This window comes from Acinetobacter sp. YH12108, assembly GCF_013419055.1.
In the GTDB taxonomy this organism is placed as follows: Bacteria; Pseudomonadota; Gammaproteobacteria; order Pseudomonadales; family Moraxellaceae; genus Acinetobacter.
The window spans coordinates 115529-135896 of sequence record NZ_VPAW01000006.1 but is presented as its reverse complement, the minus strand read 5'-3'; the positions used below and the strand labels follow the sequence as shown (position 1 = coordinate 135896).

The 20368-nt window shown below is 39.9% G+C and carries 18 protein-coding genes and 1 tRNA gene; 9 read left to right on the top strand and 10 right to left on the bottom strand.

What is annotated here, in order from left to right; all coding sequences use genetic code 11:
• Positions 1-5 precede the first annotated feature (5 nt).
• Positions 6-371, bottom strand: a complete 366-nt coding sequence (gene sdhD / locus FTU46_RS05410; protein WP_004782980.1) for a succinate dehydrogenase, hydrophobic membrane anchor protein — start codon at positions 369-371, stop codon at positions 6-8.
• Positions 371-769 carry a succinate dehydrogenase, cytochrome b556 subunit gene (sdhC, locus tag FTU46_RS05405; RefSeq protein WP_180104506.1) on the bottom strand — a complete coding sequence of 133 codons (399 nt, stop codon included), beginning with the start codon at positions 767-769 and terminating at the stop codon, positions 371-373. The genes sdhD and sdhC overlap by 1 nt, the downstream gene beginning before the upstream one ends.
• Positions 770-1773: 1004 nt before the next feature.
• Between sdhC and gltA the strand changes: the two genes are divergently transcribed.
• From gltA to FTU46_RS05390, 3 genes are all read left to right on the top strand, one after another.
• A complete protein-coding gene (gene gltA / locus FTU46_RS05400; RefSeq protein ID WP_004782984.1) occupies positions 1774-3048 on the top strand; it encodes a citrate synthase in 1275 nt (424 codons plus the stop codon).
• 169 nt (positions 3049-3217) lie between these two features.
• Positions 3218-3721 (top strand): hypothetical protein, encoded by a 504-nt coding sequence (locus FTU46_RS05395; RefSeq protein WP_180104505.1) that lies wholly within the window; start codon positions 3218-3220, stop codon positions 3719-3721.
• A 372-nt stretch (positions 3722-4093) separates the two neighbouring features.
• Entirely contained in the window at positions 4094-5719 is a 1626-nt protein-coding gene (locus FTU46_RS05390; protein ID WP_159122816.1) for an NAD+ synthase, read from the top strand.
• 200 nt (positions 5720-5919) lie between these two features.
• Here the strand turns inward: FTU46_RS05390 and FTU46_RS05385 are convergent.
• Positions 5920-5996: transfer RNA gene (locus FTU46_RS05385), tRNA-Met, on the bottom strand.
• A gap of 1151 nt (positions 5997-7147) precedes the next feature.
• On the opposite strand from FTU46_RS05385, the gene FTU46_RS05380 reads away from it, so the two are divergent.
• Complete coding sequence (locus FTU46_RS05380) at positions 7148-7588, top strand: universal stress protein (RefSeq protein WP_004782991.1); 441 nt, start codon at positions 7148-7150, stop codon at positions 7586-7588.
• 39 nt (positions 7589-7627) lie between these two features.
• Here the strand turns inward: FTU46_RS05380 and FTU46_RS05375 are convergent, their stop codons facing one another.
• Entirely contained in the window at positions 7628-7924 is a 297-nt protein-coding gene (locus FTU46_RS05375) for an MGMT family protein (RefSeq protein WP_180104529.1), read from the bottom strand.
• 65 nt (positions 7925-7989) lie between these two features.
• Complete coding sequence (locus FTU46_RS05370) at positions 7990-9489, bottom strand: sodium:proton antiporter (RefSeq protein WP_004782994.1); 1500 nt, start codon at positions 9487-9489, stop codon at positions 7990-7992.
• Between the two features lie 216 nt (positions 9490-9705).
• Here FTU46_RS05370 and FTU46_RS05365 point away from each other — a divergent pair, with 216 nt between their 5' ends.
• A complete protein-coding gene (locus tag FTU46_RS05365) occupies positions 9706-10260 on the top strand; it encodes a hypothetical protein (protein WP_180104504.1) in 555 nt (184 codons plus the stop codon).
• A 49-nt stretch (positions 10261-10309) separates the two neighbouring features.
• On the opposite strand, the gene FTU46_RS05360 is transcribed toward FTU46_RS05365, so the two are convergent.
• The gene (locus FTU46_RS05360) at positions 10310-11212 is read right to left on the bottom strand and encodes a neutral zinc metallopeptidase (RefSeq protein WP_179992117.1); all 903 of its coding nucleotides are present in this window, start codon (positions 11210-11212) and stop codon (positions 10310-10312) included.
• 48 nt (positions 11213-11260) lie between these two features.
• Positions 11261-12187, bottom strand: coding sequence for a DUF808 domain-containing protein (locus FTU46_RS05355; RefSeq protein ID WP_166137010.1), 927 nt, complete (start codon positions 12185-12187; stop codon positions 11261-11263).
• A gap of 190 nt (positions 12188-12377) precedes the next feature.
• Here FTU46_RS05355 and trpS point away from each other — a divergent pair, with 190 nt between their 5' ends.
• Positions 12378-13391, top strand: a complete 1014-nt coding sequence (trpS, locus tag FTU46_RS05350) for a tryptophan--tRNA ligase (RefSeq protein ID WP_005234596.1) — start codon at positions 12378-12380, stop codon at positions 13389-13391.
• Between the two features lie 343 nt (positions 13392-13734).
• On the opposite strand, the gene FTU46_RS05345 is transcribed toward trpS, so the two are convergent.
• Entirely contained in the window at positions 13735-15186 is a 1452-nt protein-coding gene (locus tag FTU46_RS05345) for a capsule assembly Wzi family protein (RefSeq protein ID WP_180104503.1), read from the bottom strand.
• A gap of 271 nt (positions 15187-15457) precedes the next feature.
• Complete coding sequence (gene lysS / locus FTU46_RS05340; protein ID WP_034704199.1) at positions 15458-16984, bottom strand: lysine--tRNA ligase; 1527 nt, start codon at positions 16982-16984, stop codon at positions 15458-15460.
• A gap of 387 nt (positions 16985-17371) precedes the next feature.
• On the opposite strand from lysS, the gene FTU46_RS05335 reads away from it, so the two are divergent.
• On the top strand, positions 17372-17866 hold the full coding sequence (locus FTU46_RS05335) for a YqiA/YcfP family alpha/beta fold hydrolase (protein WP_180104502.1): 495 nt from the start codon (positions 17372-17374) through the stop codon (positions 17864-17866).
• A gap of 39 nt (positions 17867-17905) precedes the next feature.
• Here FTU46_RS05335 and FTU46_RS05330 read toward each other — a convergent pair whose 3' ends face one another.
• Positions 17906-18448, bottom strand: a complete 543-nt coding sequence (locus FTU46_RS05330; RefSeq protein WP_004783009.1) for an adenine phosphoribosyltransferase — start codon at positions 18446-18448, stop codon at positions 17906-17908.
• A gap of 478 nt (positions 18449-18926) precedes the next feature.
• Between FTU46_RS05330 and rubA the strand changes: the two genes are divergently transcribed.
• Together rubA and rubB are read left to right on the top strand one after the other, a co-directional pair.
• Positions 18927-19091 (top strand): rubredoxin RubA, encoded by a 165-nt coding sequence (rubA, locus tag FTU46_RS05325; protein ID WP_004783011.1) that lies wholly within the window; start codon positions 18927-18929, stop codon positions 19089-19091.
• An 88-nt stretch (positions 19092-19179) separates the two neighbouring features.
• Positions 19180-20358, top strand: coding sequence for a rubredoxin reductase RubB (rubB, locus tag FTU46_RS05320; protein ID WP_159122822.1), 1179 nt, complete (start codon positions 19180-19182; stop codon positions 20356-20358).
• Positions 20359-20368: the final 10 nt, after the last annotated feature.

Below are 20368 nucleotides of genomic sequence, written 5' to 3'. Positions count from 1 at the left end.
TCCTATCAATTCGCCCAAAAAATCTGGATTGCCCAGATCGCATATGCAAATACAGCAATAATCACTGCTGAAGTCAGTACAAGGCGTAAACCTGATGCTGATGGACCCATTTGACGAGTAGTCACATAGTCAGTGAATACCTGCCACATACCGATCCATGCATGCGCAACAAGAGATAAGACTGCCAACAAAGACATGATCTTCATTGGAACTGTCATCATAAAGCCGTACCATTGCTCGTAGTTGAAGCCACCATTCAGTAGGATCCAACCAAACACCACAACGGTATAAACAGCTAGAACTACAGCACTGATGCGTTGGACAAACCAATCACGAGAACCTGAACCTGTTAAACCAGTAGCACTTTTCATTAGAGTACGATCCATACAAATGCTGCAACAATACCGATTGCAGACAAGATTAATGAAATAGTAGCTGCAGTACGACCGCTTTGCAGTTCTTCTGCAACGCCGATATCTGCAAATAAGTGCTTAATACCAGTGAACAAATGATAAATTAAGCCGGCTACAAATACCCATACGATAAAGCGGACAAAGAAACCGTTAAAGATTTCCTGCACTTCAGCAAAACCTTCTGCTGAAGACAATGATTTATCCAACAGCCACAAAAGGACCGGTACGAGTAAAAATACGATGACACCTGAAAGACGGTGTAGAATTGATGCAATAGCCACGGGTGATTTTAAGTTTACTTCTAAAACTTGACCCATGGACAAATTGACAGGTCTGTTGCTTTTCACAGCGGGCATCCTGTAGTTAAAAACTCCATCCGGAGTTTGTTGGAATTAATTCGAAGGAAAGCTGGCATTATCAGGCAAATACATGCCTAAACATAAAACGACACTGAATTATAAAACGTGAACTATTAAAATACAAACAACTGTATTTGGCTTTTTGAACAAAAAACCTTTAAATAAGAATCATTAACAACAACTTTAAGTTCTCCCCTACTTGCTTTATCTTCATATTCTCATTCTAGATATTTGTTTTTTAATAATTAACTTGATTAATTTAGTCTATTATCTAGCCAAGCTTCGACTAAGTAGATTTAGACTAAAGATGAACAGCAAAAATATAATTTCGATCCTAAGTCCTTATTAATCCCAAGTAAAATCATAAGGATATATTTCACAAATAAATAATGACTATTTATATAAAGGCATCTCAATTTAGAATTTTTATACTAAAACCTACTTATCTCTTTGTAGATCATAGTTTTTTTGATGTTTTTAGACATTTTATATTCAAAAAAACACTTATTTATTTTTGTTTAAGTTGTATTAAACAAAGTGAAGCAAATTTACGAGCTATTTTTTAGCCGATTAAACAGAGCCAAAAAGAAAATTTATTGCTTTTATTTATAATTCAAGTTTGAAGTAAAAACTTAAGGAAATCGATGTAAGTTACGAGATTTATATAATTTTAAGTTGCAGTCTTAGAATATTTTCTCAATTTCTCCTTTATTTTTTGCTAGGAAAAAACGCTTACAAATACGGCAAAGACTATATTTTTTTCTGCACCTTCTGTTCAATTTGACTTATTATAGAGGTTTGGTACTGTGATTTTATTAAACTTTTTATACCAAGATAAATGACTAAACCACTGTGAGAATGTCATTTTTCATCCATAAGTATAATTGACAAAATTTCAGTAGCCACTAATCTTATAGCAAATTTTTGATCCGTCCGTTTTGTGCATTAAAAGATTGATAGGCAACTCGGATATACATTCACCAGGACAGGAGATCTATTGAATGTCTGAAGCAACTGGCAAGAAAGCCGTTTTACAGCTTGATGGCAAAGAAATTGAATTACCAATTTACAGCGGCACATTGGGCCCAGATGTAATCGACGTTAAAGATGTGTTGGCTGCAGGTCACTTTACTTTTGATCCTGGTTTTATGGCAACAGCTGCATGCGAGTCTAAAATCACTTTCATCGATGGTAATAAAGGTGTTCTTTTACACCGTGGCTACCCAATTGACCAGTTAGCAACTAAAGCTGATTACCTAGAAACTTGCTACTTACTTCTTAATGGCGAGCTTCCAACAGCTGAGCAAAAAGAAGAATTCGACGCTAAAGTTCGTAACCACACTATGGTTCACGATCAAGTAAGCCGCTTCTATAACGGTTTCCGTCGTGATGCTCACCCTATGGCAATCATGGTTGGTGTTGTTGGTGCGTTGTCTGCGTTCTATCACAACAATCTGGACATCGAAGATGTTAACCATCGTGAAATCACTGCGATTCGTTTAATCGCTAAGATTCCTACTTTGGCAGCTTGGAGCTACAAATACACTGTTGGTCAACCATTCGTTTACCCACGTAACGATTTGACTTACGCTGAAAACTTCCTGTACATGATGTTTGCAACTCCTGCAGACCGTGACTACAAAGTAGATCCAATCCTTGCGAAAGCAATGGACCGTATCTTCACACTTCACGCTGACCACGAACAAAATGCTTCTACGTCTACAGTACGTTTAGCTGGTTCTACTGGCGCTAACCCATATGCATGTATCGCTGCTGGTATCTCTGCACTTTGGGGTCCTGCTCACGGTGGTGCGAACGAAGCTGTTCTTAAGATGCTTGATGAAATCGGCACTGTAGAAAACGTTGCTGGCTTCATGGAAAAAGTGAAAACTAAAGAAGTTAAACTCATGGGCTTCGGTCACCGTGTGTACAAAAACTTCGATCCACGTGCGAAAGTAATGAAAGAAACTTGTGACGAAGTTCTTGGTGCTCTTGGCATCAACGATCCACAGCTTGCTCTTGCTATGGAACTTGAACGTATCGCGCTTTCTGACGAATACTTCATCAAACGTAACCTTTACCCTAACGTAGACTTCTACTCAGGTATCATCCTTAAAGCGATTGGTATCCCAACAGAAATGTTTACTGTGATCTTCGCGCTTGCACGTACAGTTGGTTGGATCAGCCACTGGTTAGAAATGCACAGCGGTCCTTACAAGATCGGTCGTCCTCGTCAGCTTTACACTGGCGAAGTTCAACGCGACATCAACCGTTAATTCGGTTAGCGTTGAAAGACGTAAAAACCACCCTTCTGGGTGGTTTTTTTATAACTGACAAAAACCAACACAACCAAGATGTGAAAAACTTAAAATAGTAAACCTGAAGAATTTTCAATTTCTGCAAATTTCTAGAAATTACTCTTATATCGTTAAGGATTGAGTTTTAATGCTGTTTTACCTGCTTCCCTTCATCCTGAAAATAATTCGTTTTGATCAGTTTAAAAGCCGGAACTTAACTTCAGGTGAAATCAAGCTTTGCCAACAAGTCTTTGCTGACCTGATTGACTATTCAGCAGTCCGTGTCATGAATCACCCTTTCCTGCCCTGGCAATCCAAGCATGTGATTATGGCACCAAGTGGTTATATTCATGTGCGTAACCTGAATTATAGGGACGATTATTCTGAAGAAAGCCGTTCTTATCAGGCGCTTTTCATTCATGAAATGGCGCATATTTATCAATATCAGCAGAATATTAATGTGTTGTTTAAGGGCGCTTTTTTACAAGCCGCTTATTTTTTAAGTATGGGAAAATATAATCCTTACAAATATCAATTTAATCCCAACAAATCCTTTTTAGACTATAACATTGAACAACAGGGAGATATTGCACGCGATATTTTTCTAAAAAAAATTCCCAATATTATTTTAAAAAATCAGATAAGCAGATGATATTGAATACTTTTCACTCAAGTATTCTGTTGATTTCTATTTATGAAAAATAAACTTATTTAAATCCAATTGAGTATTTTTGTGCATTTATCAGAATAAAAAAGCACCATAATAAGTCATTTTTGACCATAACTTTTGCATCTGTTTCAATTCTCCTGAAACAGCTCTAGCATCTGCCTCAAATTTCGATAAAATAAGCCAAGTATGATATTTTTAGCTCGCAAATCAAGATTTAATGATCATGCGGTCATGACTTTTTTAATTTTGGCCATTTGGCATTTTGTTCGTATCAAACTGCACTCAGCTGGATAATTAGAATTTTAAAAATCAGTGATTTAGTGTATTCACCTATAGGAATAGGACTTAATTGGAATGAAAAGTTTTAAAATTGCGATTGCTCAATTCTCTCCACATGTGGGCAATTTAGATGCAAATACGCAGACAATGATAGATTTGGCAAATCAGGCCAAAAAAGATAATGCTGATCTTATTATTTTCCCTGAACTTTCAACTTTAGGTTATCCGGCTGAAGATTTATTAATTCGTCCAAGTCTGGCTAAACGCACAAAACTGGCGTTTGAGAAACTAACTGAAGTAAAAGATATCGTCATGGTCTTTGGTTTTGTTAATCAAACCGAAGATGGTGAACGCTATAACTCAGCCGCTGTCATGAAGGATGGTGAAGTTTTAGGGGTTTATAATAAACAGACTTTGCCAAACTATGGTGTATTTGATGAGAAACGCTATTTTGGTGAAGGACATCAGCATCTGGTCTTCGAATATCTGGGACACAAGTTTGGTGTTCTGATCTGTGAAGATGTCTGGTCATTATCTACGGTTCAACAGCTGGCTCAATTGAATATTGATACTGCACTGGTTCTGAATGCTTCTCCATATGAAGTTGGCAAACCGCAACACCGTATCGATACCATGGCTGCGCTGGTCAAACAGTTGAATATCAATCTGGTGTACTGTAACCAGGTAGGTGGCCAAGATGATCTGATCTTTGACGGCACCAGCTTTGTACTCAATAAATCAGGCGAAGTGGCTCTGCAAGCACCTAGCTTTGAAAAAGGCCTGTATATCGCTGAATATGATGCAGAAAAATTAGAGTTCAGCAAAGGCACGATTACTCCAGCGCTGGAAACCATGGCTGAGATATATCAAAGTCTGGTGATGGCAACCCGTGATTATGTACAGCGTTCAGGTTTTCCAGGTGTAATTCTGGGTCTGTCTGGTGGTATTGACTCTGCCTTGACTCTTGCCATCGCAGCAGATGCGATTGGCCCTGACAAAGTCCAAGCAGTGATGATGCCTTATACCTATACTGCTCAGATCAGTGTAGAAGATGCCACTGAACAGGCAAAAACTATGGGTGTAACTTTCGGTATTGCCGAGATTAACCCGATTGTAAGTGGCTTCTTGCAAACCCTGTATCCATTCTTTGGTAATGCCCCTGTAGATGCCACTGAAGAAAACCTGCAAGCACGTGCACGCGGTACACTATTAATGGCGCTTTCTAACAAGTTCGGCAATCTGGTTCTGGCAACCGGTAATAAATCTGAACTTGCCGTTGGTTACTGCACACTATATGGCGATATGGTCGGCGGCTTCGCGGTATTAAAAGATGTGTATAAAACCATTGTGTTTGAACTGGCGAAATACCGTAACAGCATCGCAGAAACTCCTGTGATTCCTGAGCGTGTGATTACCCGTCCACCATCTGCAGAACTTCGTCCAGATCAGGTCGATCAGGATTCATTACCGGCTTATGAAGTGCTTGATGCGATTCTTTATGCTTATATTGAAGAAGATCTGAGCCAGGATGACATCATTGCCAAAGGCTTTGAAGCTGAAGTTGTGAAAAAAGTGATTCGTCTGGTGGATATTAACGAATACAAACGTCGTCAGGGTGCGATTGGTCCACGTATTAGCTCGCGTTCTTATGGTCGTGAACGTCGCTATCCGATCGTTAATGGTTGGAAAGCAGGTATCTAAGTTTTAACTAAACCAGATCAGCCATAATGCCCAAGTAAATGCTTGGGCATTTTTTATCTTTAAAAAATGATTCGGGTTAAAAAATAAAAAAGATTCAAAAATTTAAACAGACAGAAATTTAGAAGAACTTTCTCTTAATTTTTATTGATATTTTCAAGGCACAAAAAAAGAGACCAAGCTGAGAGCTTGGTCTTTAAAAATGGTGGCTATGACGGGACTTGAACCTGTGACCCCCGCATTATGAGTGCGGTGCTCTAACCAACTGAGCTACATAGCCGTAAACTGTGTGCGCATTATCGTAATTTCAGGTTGTATCGTCAAGCATTTTAAACCACAAATGTTCAGTCTTTATGCAAATTAATCATAAACTCTTAAACTTTGTACAAATCATGCTTTAATTCGAAATCCCATAACAGAATCTACAAAAATTGGTACCAACTTTTAAAGCCAAATCTAAATCGAAGTCGTATCATATAATATTTAATTTTAAGAATAACTTGCTGAAGAAACAAAATAAAAAGTGAATCTAGGACCTTTTCCTATCGCTATAATACTTTTCCAAATATGGCCAATAGTATCTCTGGATTAAAGCAAAACTGAAGATGACGAAATTCAAAATATACCTAAGCCTGCTCCTGTGTTATAAATTTAGCCAATGCAACTGTTATTCATCCAAGCAGCAGCTTTTCAGGATGTGATGATGTGAAGAGTCTGGCTCAAGAGGTCATGCTTTTTAGACTGAAAGGTGCACCTCAGAAATGGATGATTCAATAAATGAAGCACCGCTACGGTACAGCGAATGATCTCCATACTCTGATTGGTATAAAACTTACTGAAAAAGCGTTTAAATATGAAATACCCTAAGATCAGTCTGGACGTTCCGCCTTAATTAAAAACTTTGCAATTGATCACTATAATGAATGTGAGAAATCCATTACAGATCGTGCTCAATTTAAAAAAGAAAATAACGGTATTAACCCACCCTTGGAAAGGGAAGTTTTAGAACACTAAAATTATGCTGATAGAAGGTTACTATTAGAAATAGCAGTCTATCTTTATGCAGTTTGATAGATTTTTCATTATTAAAATCTCAATTTTAAACCTGTTCCTATAGTTTTATATAACAGGGATTTTTTGAATCTAAAATTACAGGTAATAACGCAGTATTAAAATCAGATGGCTTTTTTAAGTGAGTTCATTAATATTCTAAAATCATATTATTTTAATCTCAAAATATAAATATAAATCAAAAACTTATAAAATATACCAACCATTAAAAATTATTGCTTTGTTAAACATAATACTGAGGTATTTACTTGGTTTTATTTTTATAAAATACGCGTTATGATCAAAGTATAAACAACAATTCGTATACGATTTTAACGCGTCATATTTTTATAAAACTTATTTCCTATAAGGAGAATTCTAATGTCATTTGAACATATTTTAGTACCCGTTGACGGTTCAGAAACTTCCTACGCTGCAGTCGATAAAGCTGTCGAAATTGCCAAAGCATTTAACAGTAAAGTGACAGTGGTTCAGGTGCTGGCACTTGATCCCTATATCGCTGCTGAATACATTACAGCAGCTCAAACCAATGACCTGGTTGAACGTGCCCGTACTGCAATTCTGAAGACACTTGATGAAGCAAAAGCGAAATTTGCTGCGGCAGGTATTGATGCAGAGACCCAGCTACTCGAAGGTCAGGTGATTTATAGTGAAATTGTCAAAGCAGCAGAATCCTTGAATACTGATCTGATTGTGATTGGCTCACATGGCCGTACTGGCTTCAAGAAACTGTTCCTGGGTAGTGTTGCGCAAAGCATCTTGGGACAGGCCAATGTTCCTGTAATGGTTATCCGTAAATAATAAAAAAATCCCCACTTCAATCAAGTGGGGATTTCTCTTTCAAACAAATCCATCCCATTGATACTGCTTTAAGCTGACCCGATTTCCAACACATAGAATTCCTTCTGCGCCTAATTTTTGCTGTTGAATATTATGTCCATATTCATCCAGTTTATTGAGACTGATCTTACCTTGAACGTTCAGGACACGATGCCAAGGCAAATCGGTTTCTGTATCAAGCTGGCTTAAAACCCTACCTACCAGACGTGCATGTTTGGGCAAGCCAGCCAGCTTAGCGATCTGTCCATAGGTCGCTACTTTCGCATAAGGAATCTGGCTGACTACACTCAGAATCATTTGTGCCATTTCCTGGCTTGCACTTGATGTCATAGGCTTTCAATCTTGATAGAAAATTCTAAAAATTAGAAATTCTCCGGATTCTCTAAACGTTTCACTTCCTGTACTTTATCAGGATGATGCACGGTTGCTACACCATCGGCATCTTTCTTATCAATCAGCATCTCAGGCTGGAAGATGGTGATGGTTTCATTTCCATTCGCATCCTCCCCTACAATATACTGAAAACCGCGACGGTTCATCTTGTGGCACATTCGCTGATACCAACCTTTAAACCCTTGGGTTTCTTCATTTGGGTTGTAATAGAAGGCATTCATTACGGCTGGCAAACCTAGGCCACAAACCACCCCGGAAAGAAGCACCACAATAAAGGTATATCCAATCAGAATACTGCTATACGCTTCCAGTTGTGGAATATTGGCCACTGCCAGAATCAGGGCTAAGGAAATCCCGCCACGTACACCGCCCCAAGACAGAATGGTTAAACTGCCGTTATAACTTTTCTTACGCATTCTAGGGAATAATGCAAAAGACAGATGATTGGCCAGGAATCGTGCCAAATGCAGAATTATGAAAGCAACAATTCCGCCTAGAACCAGACTGGTACTCAGATCAATAATGAACAGTTCCAGACCAATCAAGGTGAACAGGAAGGAATTGATAATCCCCTCTACCGTATGCCAGAAATGGTTTACATCACCGATATCTGCATCAGCCAGAATTTCTTTCCATTTATTACCAACAATCAAACCACCGATCACACAGGCAATTGGCGCAGAAGCATGCGCCAATAAAGCAACCAGATATGAACCACAAGCCAACAGTGCAGTAGTTAATATCAGTGATTCCATTTCATGCTTACCGCGCAGAATACGTAGAATCGCCAGACCAAAACCGATTCCGATCAAGACTGCCACGACAATTTCATAAAGCAATGTTTGCAGGACGGCGAGTACGGTAAAGTTTTCACCTTGCAGTACATTCAGTAAAGTCATAAATAATGCAATACACATCGCATCATTAAACAGCGACTCACCTTCCAGTTTCACGATCAAATGATGGGGTGCGCGTACCGAACTGAGGACACCTTTAATCCCAATTGGATCCGTTGCTCCGAGCGCAGCACCCAGCAATAGTAGAACCAATATATCGACGTGGTTACCAATCAGAAACTGATAACCGTACAGCGCAATACCAAAGAAAACTGCACAGAAAACCAATGCCAGACTGGCCAGAATACCAATCGGCCGCCAGTGATTGCGTAAATCTGAAACCTTAAACTTCAATGCGGATGAAGTCAGAATGAAACAGATCACCCCATTAATCAGGAAGTCATAAAAATCGACATGGCGCACTGCTTTCTCAATATTATCAATATTGATGCTAAAAAATGGATTACCCTGTAACAGGCTGGCGCACCATTGCAGGATAAATACAAAAATAGCGGAAACAATCGGCACACCAATGGCCTGAGGAAAACTTAGAACACGTTTGTTGAACATGGTGGTGGCAATTGACAGAGCAAAGACCACCGTCAACAGTTGTAAAAAAAAGAAACTTCCCATTAGGTTTCCTAAGATTTGGCAATTTGCAGCCGTGAGCTGAAAGATTTACTTGAAATATAAATTTAAAAAAACAGTATATTTTAGCGGATCAAGTTTAATCCCATTTTTTTTCAAATTAAGTTAAGTTTCTTTTCAGTATTCACAACTGATGATTTAACATACAGCCTTAAAGCACTTTATTGCTCACCTCTTCTTTATATTTAGAAATTTTCTCCCATGCATCAAACTGTCAAAACTATATTCCGTCTGTGTCTCGCTGCTGTCATTTTTCTGGTCACACTTTCCTTGATGTTCACTTGTGTTGCCAAAATTCAGGAGATCCTGAAAGCAGATCAATATTATCAGCAAGCCGTGAGCATTCCTTTAAAAAGCAGCACCAAAGCGCAATATGTACTGGTGTCTAATAATCAACGTCCAGACAATGCGCTGTTTATCCTGATTGCCGGAAATGGTTATGCAGCAAAAATCAGCTGTGAGCATTATACTGCCCTATGTACTGATGACTATAACCAGTCACATACCCGGCAGATTCAAAATGTTAATTTAGTTAAAGTGAGAAATTATTTTTATATTGAAAATATTCAGTTCCAAGATAGTCGAACTGGTCAGATCACTAAACTCAGCTATTCCATAAATGAATTGAAGCAATTTTATAATAATGACATCAGTAATTTAAAATATATTCTCTTTGCGATTTCGCTATTTGCCTTGGCTGCCTTATTTGTCAGTATCAAGATTTTGAAAAACTTCCGTCGTTTTCTGGAAAAATAACTATTCAATCATTAGGGGAGCATTTGCTCCCCTTTTTTGATTTTTAGTTTTAGATATTTTGATTAAAAGTATCACAAGCAGACATCTGACCTGATTTCAGGCCGGTATTAAACCATTTTACCCGCTGTGCACTGGTACCATGCGTAAAGCTGTCCGGTACGACATGGCCTTGTGCCTTTTTCTGCAGATAGTCATCACCGATCTTGTGTGCCGCATCCATGGCTTCCTGCACATCACCCTGCTCCAGGAACTGCGTACGCTCATGGTTATGATAAGCCCATACCCCAGCCAGACAATCCGCCTGTAGTTCTTGACGTACAGAAAGCTGATTACCCTGCGCTTGAGTGGCTTGTTGACGTGCCTGCTGTACCTGTGAAGAAATACCTAAAATGGTCTGGATATGATGACCCACCTCATGCGCTACCACATAGGCTTGAGCAAAATCGCCTGCCTGATCATTGCGAGATAACTCGGTTGAGTTCTGTTCCCCACTGATTCCCATCTGAGTACGCATATCTTTAAAGAATGCCGTATCAATATAAACTTTCTGGTCTGCCGGACAATAGAAAGGTCCCATGGCGGATTGCGCTGTACCACAACCAGAATTTACCACACCACTAAATAGAACCAGTTTAGGCGGAGTATATTGCTGGTTCAGCTGCTGCTGAAATACTTGAGACCAAGTATCTTCTGTATCGGCAAGCACAGTTCCTACAAAATCAATCGCTTCTTGCTGCTCTGGCGTTGGATTTTCCAGGCCCCGTGTTTCTGCACTAGAAACACCTTGTGTGACCTGCTTGGTGGTTTGATAGGCTTGCTGTGGATCAACGCCAAAAAACTTCCAGGCCACGAAAGCAATAATCAACCCGAGAATACTGATTCCACCGGCTTTGGCACCACCGCCACGACGGTCTTCTACATTGCTACTAACACGACGTCCTTTCCAGCGCATAGTGAGATTCCTTATAGTTTAAAGTCAGCTTATTTTAACGGGCCTGATTTATGCCTGCTTTGATTTCGATCTGATTTTTTGAATAAAGCCAATCAAGATAAATACGATTAACCCTGCCACAAAACCAATCACCAGATTAATAAGTGTAGGCGTAACAGCCCCTACGATACTGCCCAGACTAGGCATATGCTCTACATACTCAACCGAATCTTCAGTGAAATGATGAAACCATGGAATGGTATGAGCAATAATCCCGCCACCGACCAGGAACATTGCAATCGTACCTACAATCGTCAGGGTTTTCATCAATTTAGGAGCAAAAGCCAGCAATCCACAGCCTATACTTTGTTTGAAGCTGGATGCCTGCTTAGTCAGGTACAAACCTAAATCATCAATTTTAACAATCATGGCGACGAAGCCGTACACCCCGACTGTCATTAATATGGCAATTCCTGCCAGTACGATGACCTTGGTGGTAAAAGCTGCGGCTGCCACCGTACCCAAAGAAATCACTACAATTTCCGCAGACAAAATAAAGTCAGTTCGGATCGCACCCTTAATTTTCTCTTTTTCAAATGTAGCTAAGTCAGTTTCGATCGTAGTGAATTCAGCCTCAGCATCTTCTTCAGTCTTGGCTTTCTTATGCTTTAAGCTATGCAGGACTTTTTCTACGCCTTCATAACAGAGAAATAAACCGCCAATCATCAGTAAAGGATTGATTAACCAGGGCGCAACCACACTAATAAGTAAAGCCAAAGGAACAAGAATCAGCTTATTAATAAAAGAACCTTTCGCTACCCCCCACACCACAGGAAGTTCACGTTCTGCCCGTACACCGCTGACTTGCTGGGCATTTAATGCCAAGTCATCCCCCAAGACACCTGCCGTCTTTTTTGCAGCCATCTTGCTCATCACGGCAACATCGTCTAAAACAGTCGCAATATCATCCAATAATATTAATAAGCTGCTCGCCATTCTTGTTATCCTTATCATCTTTAGACATATTTTAATGAAAATATTTAAAAAATATTGTATTCACTTGTTTAATTAATAAGATTTTTTTACTGCGGCTTTTTTTCTGGCTGACATTCAAAAACAGAATGCCGTACAATGTGGCCATTCGTTAAAATATAGATGTAGTACAGACTACTTTTTGGAATAGATAATGAGTAATCAAGATAATCGTCCAGTAATCTTGACTGGCGACCGTCCTACCGGACAGCTTCACCTTGGCCATTTTGTCGGTTCATTACGCTCTCGCGTAGGTTTACAAGATTCTCACCATCAACATTTGTTACTCGCTGATGCTCAAGCCCTGACAGATAATGCAGACAACTTTGAAAAAGTACGTCGCAATATTATTGAAGTAGCAACAGATTATCTGGCTGTCGGTATTGATCCAACCAAAACTACTATCTGTGTTCAGTCTTGCCTGCCAGCCTTAAACGAACTGACTATGCTCTATCTGAACTTTGTGACAGTTTCACGTCTAGAGCGCAACCCGACCATTAAATCAGAAATTCAGATGCGTGGTTTTGAGCGTGATATTCCTGCAGGTTTTTTATGCTATCCAGTGGCTCAAGCAGCAGATATCACAGCCTTTAAAGCAACTGTAGTTCCGGTGGGCGAAGACCAGATTCCAATGATCGAACAGACCAATGAGATTGTACGTCGCCTTAACCGTCAGATTGGCCGTGAATTACTGCCTGAATGTAAGGCGCTGCTTTCTAATGTGGGACGCTTACCAGGTTTTGACGGCAAAGCGAAGATGTCTAAATCATTAGGTAATACCATTGTTCTAGATGCTTCTGATAAAGACATCAAAAAAGCAGTCAATGCGATGTATACCGATCCGAATCACCTGCGCATCGAAGATCCAGGCCAGGTTGAAGGCAATGTGGTATTTACTTACCTTGATGCATTCGACACCAATAAAGAAGAACTGGAAGAACTGAAAGCACATTATCGCCGTGGTGGTTTAGGTGATGGTACGGTGAAAAAACGTCTGGAAGGTATTCTGAAAGAGTTGATCGGTCCGATTCGTGAACGTCGTATGGAACTGGCTAAAGACCCGGATTACATCATGGATATTTTGAAAACGGGTACAGATAAATGCCGTGACATTACACAGGCCACTTTAGATGAAGTGAAAACAGGCTTAGGTGTTTTCCATTTCTAAGCTAGACAATATTTAAAAAAGCCCTTCATAAAGGGCTTTTTTATTTAAGGCCAAAATGCGCAAAAATAAGGCAAGTTTCCACACAGATTCTTCATAGTTTTAACCTTATTTAACATCTATTAACATGAATACTGATGAGTCGCATGAGAATGAGTCCTAATATATTTACATACAGTAAGGAATCAAATTTAACTCTCTCCACAGTTAATCTTGATTTAGTTTTGAAAGAAACTTCCTTTTTCTACGCAATGACAACCCCAATCATTGCGTTTTTTTTGTCTGTAATTTTTGAAAATATAAAAAAATCCTGCCAGATGAGCAGGATTTTGTTGTGTCTTGAATATTAATATTTGAACAAGCCTTTTTCTAATGGAATTTCAATTCCAATAGAGGCACCGCCATCCTGACCATTTACATCTGAGTCACTTATCCAGGCATTAATTTTAAGTGGTATTTCTGGACGAATATAATGCGACCAGGTGACATCTAGTGCTTTAATTTCATCATCAAAAGCAAAAGCAGCATTATTTAAACTTGCACGTTCAGACTGATTCACTTCAGCAAACAATACCCGCCCAGATAAACGGTTCATCGGGTCAAAACGGATATCACCACCTACTGAAACCATCTGTGCATCACCACCTAAAGCATGTGCCAGCGGATAACCATGCTGATAAAAACCATCAGTATAATTGGTATGGTTATAAGAAATACCTCGCACCTTGCCGTTAGTACGTGTATCTGCCCATTCTGTATAAAGTTGATATGGCATATTTCTTACAGTCGAAGAATAGTCTATTCCAGCCAGATACATTTTCTTCGCAGGCAGACCACCCGCTTCATCTTCACCTACATATTGCCCATAGAAGCCCATAGGTACCTGTGTCAAAGGAAACAGGTTCAGGCGTGCATCGAAACCAGCAATCTGGTTTGATGGGTCAGGTTCACCCGTACCACCATTATCTTTATTCCCGACAAAAGCATCCCATAATGAACTTAAGCTTTCAGGACGTCCTTCCCCACCCCATTGAATCGCACGAGAAGCACCTAGCTCCAGGTAAGATAAAGGTTGTGCTGTTACACGAAGGCCAATAAGTTTGGCATCTGGAACGGCAGTATAATCATCCAATTGTCCTGCAAAAGCCTGATATTGCCACGGTCCAATCCAGGACAGCCATTTAGTTTCAAAAGCTGTTTGTTCTGCACGTTGTGCCATAAATCCATATACTGGGCGGCTAGCATCGCCGCGAATCAAGCTGCCATCATGTCCCGGACCCCAATAGGTCGGAATTTGGCCGGCAATCAGCCATTGATTCCAGAGTTTCCCTGCTAGATAAGATCCTTCCAGATTTACATCCTGATCATTCTCAATTTGTCGATCTTTTTCGGCATTAACCCGGAGTTTGGCATCCCAGTTTTCGCCGCCTGCATTAAACTCTAAAGCTGCCTGAAATTGTGCCTTTTGCTGATCGCCAAAGGCTTGAGGAATATCTTTTGGATCACTTTCCGCAAATAAGCCTACTTTGAGCTGCTGATTGTCTGCTGTTAATTTTGCCAGAACTGAATCAATAACACGTTGTTGTACTTTGTTACTCACTTGTGCATTGGATAGAGCACGTTGAATTTCATCACCACTGAGCGGCCAGGTCGAGGTACTGATCTGGATCACCCCTTGCTGGTTTAACCAGTTCAAGTCAGTACGAAGATTTGCATCATTCAGAACCAGCCCTTGAGCAAAAACAGGAAGTGAAAGTGTCGTAAGAAGTACACTTAATAATGGTTTTTTTAGAAACATGGGATCAATATTCTCAAGTTTATTTTTGCCTAACCATAGATATTTCAAAAACAATATTCAATGGCGAAACTGTATCAGTATAATATGAAACCCTAGATTTAATTGACTTTCAAAATAATAAATCGCTTCGAGAAATGAGATAGAAATACAAAAATGAAATTACAAATGTAAAAAATAGAATTAAATAATGCTGGGTTTTAATTTTATTTAAAATAAATACTGAACACATAAAAAAGGCAGTTTTAAAAACTGCCTTTTTTCGAATAAGTCATTAGTGTTTATGACGCATATGCGGGAATAAGATTACATCACGGATACTTGGTGCATTCGCAAAGATCATCACCAGACGGTCAATACCGATCCCTTCACCTGCTGTAGGAGGCAGACCATATTCCAGAGCTTCAATGAAGTCAGCATCATAGTGCATTGCTTCATCATCACCCGCATCTTTCTCAGCAACCTGTGCCTGGAAGCGTTCAGCCTGATCAATCGGGTCATTTAATTCTGAGAAGCCATTTGCCAGTTCACGACCACCGATAAAGAATTCAAAACGGTCTGTAATATGCGGATTTTGATCATTACGGCGAGCTAGTGGAGAAGTTTCCGCTGGATATTCAGTCACGAATGTAGGCTGACGTAGTTGAGTTTCTACCGTTTCTTCAAATACGATGGTTTGCAGTTTACCCAGACCAAAACCTGGTTTTACCTGTTCTTTCAGTTCTTCCTGAATGAATTTCGCCAGGAACTCACGGTCATTGACATTTTCTGGAGTGAACTGTGGATTGTGCTCAAGAATGGCGTCAAACATTGAGATCTTTTTAAATGGTCCTTTGAAGCTAAAGACTTCATCGCCATAAGGCACATCAGTGGTACCCAGAATATCAATTGCCAGTTTTTCCAGCATTTGCTCTGTCAATTCCATCAGGTCTTTGTAATCTGCATACGCCTGGTAGAATTCGATCATAGTGAATTCAGGGTTATGACGAGTAGAAACACCTTCATTACGGAAGTTACGGTTAATTTCGAATACGCGCTCGAAACCACCCACAACCAGACGTTTCAAATAAAGCTCAGGTGCAATACGCAGGAACAACGGCATATCCAGTGCATTATGATGCGTTTCAAATGGACGCGCAGATGCTCCACCAGGAATTACGTGCATCATCGGGGTTTCAACTTCCATAAAACGTTTGTCGTTCAGGAAGCTACGAATACCGGCAACAACTTTGGCACGAACTTCAAAAGTTTTACGGGTTTCTTCATTTACGATCAGATCAAGATAACGCTTACGATACTTCACTTCAGTATCAGTCAAACCATGGAACTTGTCTGGAAGTGGACGTAATGATTTTGTCAGTAATTCAAAATGTTCGATATGAACATACAGGTCACCTTTACCAGAACGACCGATATAACCTTCAACTGCAATGATATCGCCCAGATCCAGGCCTTTGATCGTTGCAAGTACTTCTGGCTCAAGTTCTTTACGTGGAACATAAAGCTGAATACGACCGGTCATATCCTGAATCACGATGAATGAACCGCGGTTCAACATTACACGACCTGCTACTTTTACATGAACGTGTTCGCCAGCTTCAATTTCTTCTTTAGATTTATCAGCAAACTGGTCTTGTAAATCTTGCGCATAATGTTCACGTTTAAATGTGTTTGGCCATGGGCTAACACCAGTTTCTTTTGCGTGGTCTTGAATCTGCTTTAACTTGGCATGACGCTGTGCAATTAAATCGTTTTCGGAAATGATTTGTTCAGAAGTCGATTGAGCGTTATTTTGCGTCATCTCTGCCTCGGATAAGATTAGTTAAAAAATAGAAGTTGCATAGAATAGCAGAAATCTGCATCAAATCGTAGCGTAAAGACTTCCCTCACGTGGCTTTTCTTGAGAAAAATTTCTGGATATATGAAATTCTTAAAGACAAATGATTTGCATTATTTTCAGTTTCGAATTTTATGATTGTTTTTTTTAGAATATTGCCCAACTTTTGTTAGATGAAAGTCCAAGACCTCAATCCTCTGCACAAATTCTGCCTTTATATCCCGTATCAGCTTAGACCAATAGCTAACTGCTTCCTCGAAATAGACGTTTTACAATAATGACCATATTAGAAGGTGGTGTCTTAACACCCTGACCACGACTTTGCCATGTCCGATAAAAATGAGTAAAAATATGTCTAAAATATTGTTTTTTCATGGCTTGGATTCGTCAAAACAGTCCACGAAATTTCATGCAATTGATGCAATGCATAAATATTGTATAGATGTGGATTATCGCAATCTGAGCTACCACTCGGTAGCCGATTTCTACCACGAAATGGTTGAAACCATTAAACCGGATATTCTGGTCGGACACAGTCTGGGCGGTTATTGGGCGCTAAAAATGTCACAAGCTCATCAGATCCCTTGTGTGATCGCGAATCCTAGCTTGCAACCGAATTTCCGCGATGATTATCCTGCGATTTGTGACAGTGATTTGCAGCATGATATTCCGCAAATGGCCTATCTGGAATTAGGCGATGAAATTCTGGATATGCATGCAGCACAGGCACAGCTTGAAGATTATATGCAAATTCATGCCATTGAAGGTGGTCATCATCGTCTGGAACATCCCGAACAGATTAACGACCTGATTCAGGAAATTGAATATCATTTTATCCAGCAATAAAAAAGCCCCAATAGTTGGGGCTTTTTTGATCATCTAGACTTAAGCAACTGCAGCTTCAGGCTGGGATTTATCATCAAGTACTGACCAGATGTCCAAGCCTAATTCACCGTGTAAATCTGGCAGATCAAGGAAGATGCTCGCACCTAGAACCTGATGCTGACATTTCTCAGCCAATTCATGAACTGCTTTCAATGTACCACCAGTTGCCAGTACATCATCCACAATAATTACTTTTTGTCCCTGAACCTCTGCAGACATTTCCAGACGGTCCAGACCATATTCAAGGCTATAACCTACACCTACGACTGGAGGCGGCAATTTACCTGCTTTACGAACCAGCAATAAGCCTTTGCCCGTACGCTGCGCCAACAGGCTTGCCAGCACAAAACCACGTGCTTCCACTGCCACAAAGCTGTCTACTTCAGCAAGCTTTTCTTCAGGAATGCTGGCAATCAAAGCATCAGTTAATGGCCCTAGATTATTCATGAATAATGGAGTCAAATCGAAGAAACAAATGCCTGGTTTTGGGAAATTCTGGACAGTACGAATGTGAGACCACAGAGAAGTAGACAAATTGCTCATGGGAGATCTTTAAACAAGGAAAGGAATAGGTGAATTTTAAACTAAATTAACAATGTGTAACAACAACGACTGTGCAATATTAAAGCAGAAAATAATAATAACCAATTGATTTAAATATATAAATTTATTTTAAAAAATATTTAATAAAGACTTTGCTGAGTCTAAGTTAACTGATTTTAATCATTTTTTCTGCCCGACTTTGGTCTACAACTTAAAATCTAAGCCAGAAGAGTGTTTGATAAAACTAAAAATACAACTCTTTGCCTAACCTTAAATATATTTCTAATAATGAAATACCTAGAGACTGCCCTTTCTGCTGTTAATTTCACTGATTAAACTTTTATTCGCTTTACTTTATGAATAGAACTGCGTAAAAATTTAGCCAAATATGTTTACTATTAAAAGTCATATTCTTTAGGGTCTTGCCATTTGTGGATTTTAAGCTGACAGCTACAGTTGGTCAGTTTTGGAGAGTTATATGAAAAAATATCAATGCATCGTTTGTGGATGGATTTATGACGAGGCAGAAGGTTGGCCTCAGGACGGAATCGTTCCTGGAACCAAATGGGAAGATATTCCTGATGACTGGACTTGTCCGGATTGTGGTGTTTCTAAAGTCGATTTTGAAATGATTGAAATCTAATCATGTTCTTTTAAAGACCATATTGAATGGTCTTTTTTATGTCCTTTATACCTGAAAAAAACTAATTTAAAAAAGCATGGAGAATCGTATGCATCCTATCGTCATCATTGGTTCGGGCATGGCGGGTTATGCTGTTGCCCGTGAGTTTCGCAAACTCAACCCAGACCATGAACTTGTCATGATTTGTGCTGATGATGCGACTAATTATGCAAAACCTACGCTTTCTAATGCTTTAGCAGGAAACAAAGCGCCAGAACACATCCCTTTGGGTGATGCAGAAAAAATGTCAGCGCAGCTGAAAATGCGCATCGAAAAAAACACCTGGGTCAAAGTGATTCATCCTGAACAACATCAGCTAACTTTAGAAAAAGACGGTCAGGAAAGCACACAGGATTATTCTAAACTGGTGCTAGCTGTAGGTGCCAATCCAGTACGCCTAGCCATTGCCGGTGATGCCAGCGACGATATTCATATGGTCAATAACCTGACTGACTATAAAGCTTTCCGTCATAATCTGGCAGCACGTGAGGATAAACGCGTAGTAATTTTAGGCGCAGGCCTGATCGGCTGTGAATTTGCCAATGACTTGCAGCATACCAATCATCAGGTCACCGTGATTGATCTGGCACCCCAGCCTTTAGGTCGCTTATTACCAGCTCATGTCGCAGATGCTTTCCAGCAAAATCTTGAAGAGACGGGTATTCATTTTGTATTAGGGACAACAGTTGAAAAAGTCTCTAAAGTTGAAAATGGTAATTATCTGGTCACACTTGCCAATGGTCAGTCAGTTGTTGCTGATGTGGTGCTGTCTGCTGTGGGCTTACAACCGAATATTTCTGTCGCAAAAGAAGCCGATATTCATACCAGTCGCGGGATTCTGACCAATACAAAACTAGAAACCAATCAACCGGACATTTATGCAGTAGGCGACTGTGCGGAAGTAAATGGAATGCTTTTGCCATATGTCATGCCAATCATGCAGCAGGCCCGCGCCCTGTCTAAAACATTGAATGGCGAACATACTGCAGTCCATTATCCAGCAATGCCTGTTGCGGTAAAAACGCCAGCTGCGCCATTGACTGTCCTTCCTGCTCCGGTTGATGTCGAAGTAACTTGGGAAAATGAAGAGTTTGATGACGGTATGCTGGCCAAAGCCTTTGATGCTAGTGGCACTTTACGTGGTTTTGTCCTGCTCGGTGCCACTGCTGCCAAACAACGCCTAGCATTGACCAAGCAGGTTCCTGACTTGATTCCAGCTACAGTTTAGATGTTTAATA

Coding starts and splice junctions, on each gene's coding strand:
- FTU46_RS05365 (WP_180104504.1), top strand. CDS start 9,706: ATGCATCAAACTGTCAAAACTATATTCCGTCTGTGTCTCGCTGCTGTC.
- trpS (WP_005234596.1), top strand. CDS start 12,378: ATGAGTAATCAAGATAATCGTCCAGTAATCTTGACTGGCGACCGTCCT.
- FTU46_RS05360 (WP_179992117.1), bottom strand. CDS start 11,212: ATGCGCTGGAAAGGACGTCGTGTTAGTAGCAATGTAGAAGACCGTCGT.
- FTU46_RS05395 (WP_180104505.1), top strand. CDS start 3,218: ATGCTGTTTTACCTGCTTCCCTTCATCCTGAAAATAATTCGTTTTGAT.
- sdhD (WP_004782980.1), bottom strand. CDS start 371: ATGAAAAGTGCTACTGGTTTAACAGGTTCAGGTTCTCGTGATTGGTTT.
- rubB (WP_159122822.1), top strand. CDS start 19,180: ATGCATCCTATCGTCATCATTGGTTCGGGCATGGCGGGTTATGCTGTT.
- FTU46_RS05380 (WP_004782991.1), top strand. CDS start 7,148: ATGTCATTTGAACATATTTTAGTACCCGTTGACGGTTCAGAAACTTCC.
- lysS (WP_034704199.1), bottom strand. CDS start 16,984: ATGACGCAAAATAACGCTCAATCGACTTCTGAACAAATCATTTCCGAA.
- FTU46_RS05390 (WP_159122816.1), top strand. CDS start 4,094: ATGAAAAGTTTTAAAATTGCGATTGCTCAATTCTCTCCACATGTGGGC.
- FTU46_RS05345 (WP_180104503.1), bottom strand. CDS start 15,186: ATGTTTCTAAAAAAACCATTATTAAGTGTACTTCTTACGACACTTTCA.
- FTU46_RS05370 (WP_004782994.1), bottom strand. CDS start 9,489: ATGGGAAGTTTCTTTTTTTTACAACTGTTGACGGTGGTCTTTGCTCTG.
- FTU46_RS05375 (WP_180104529.1), bottom strand. CDS start 7,924: ATGATTCTGAGTGTAGTCAGCCAGATTCCTTATGCGAAAGTAGCGACC.
- FTU46_RS05335 (WP_180104502.1), top strand. CDS start 17,372: ATGTCTAAAATATTGTTTTTTCATGGCTTGGATTCGTCAAAACAGTCC.
- FTU46_RS05355 (WP_166137010.1), bottom strand. CDS start 12,187: ATGGCGAGCAGCTTATTAATATTATTGGATGATATTGCGACTGTTTTA.
- gltA (WP_004782984.1), top strand. CDS start 1,774: ATGTCTGAAGCAACTGGCAAGAAAGCCGTTTTACAGCTTGATGGCAAA.
- rubA (WP_004783011.1), top strand. CDS start 18,927: ATGAAAAAATATCAATGCATCGTTTGTGGATGGATTTATGACGAGGCA.
- sdhC (WP_180104506.1), bottom strand. CDS start 769: ATGCCCGCTGTGAAAAGCAACAGACCTGTCAATTTGTCCATGGGTCAA.
- FTU46_RS05330 (WP_004783009.1), bottom strand. CDS start 18,448: ATGAGCAATTTGTCTACTTCTCTGTGGTCTCACATTCGTACTGTCCAG.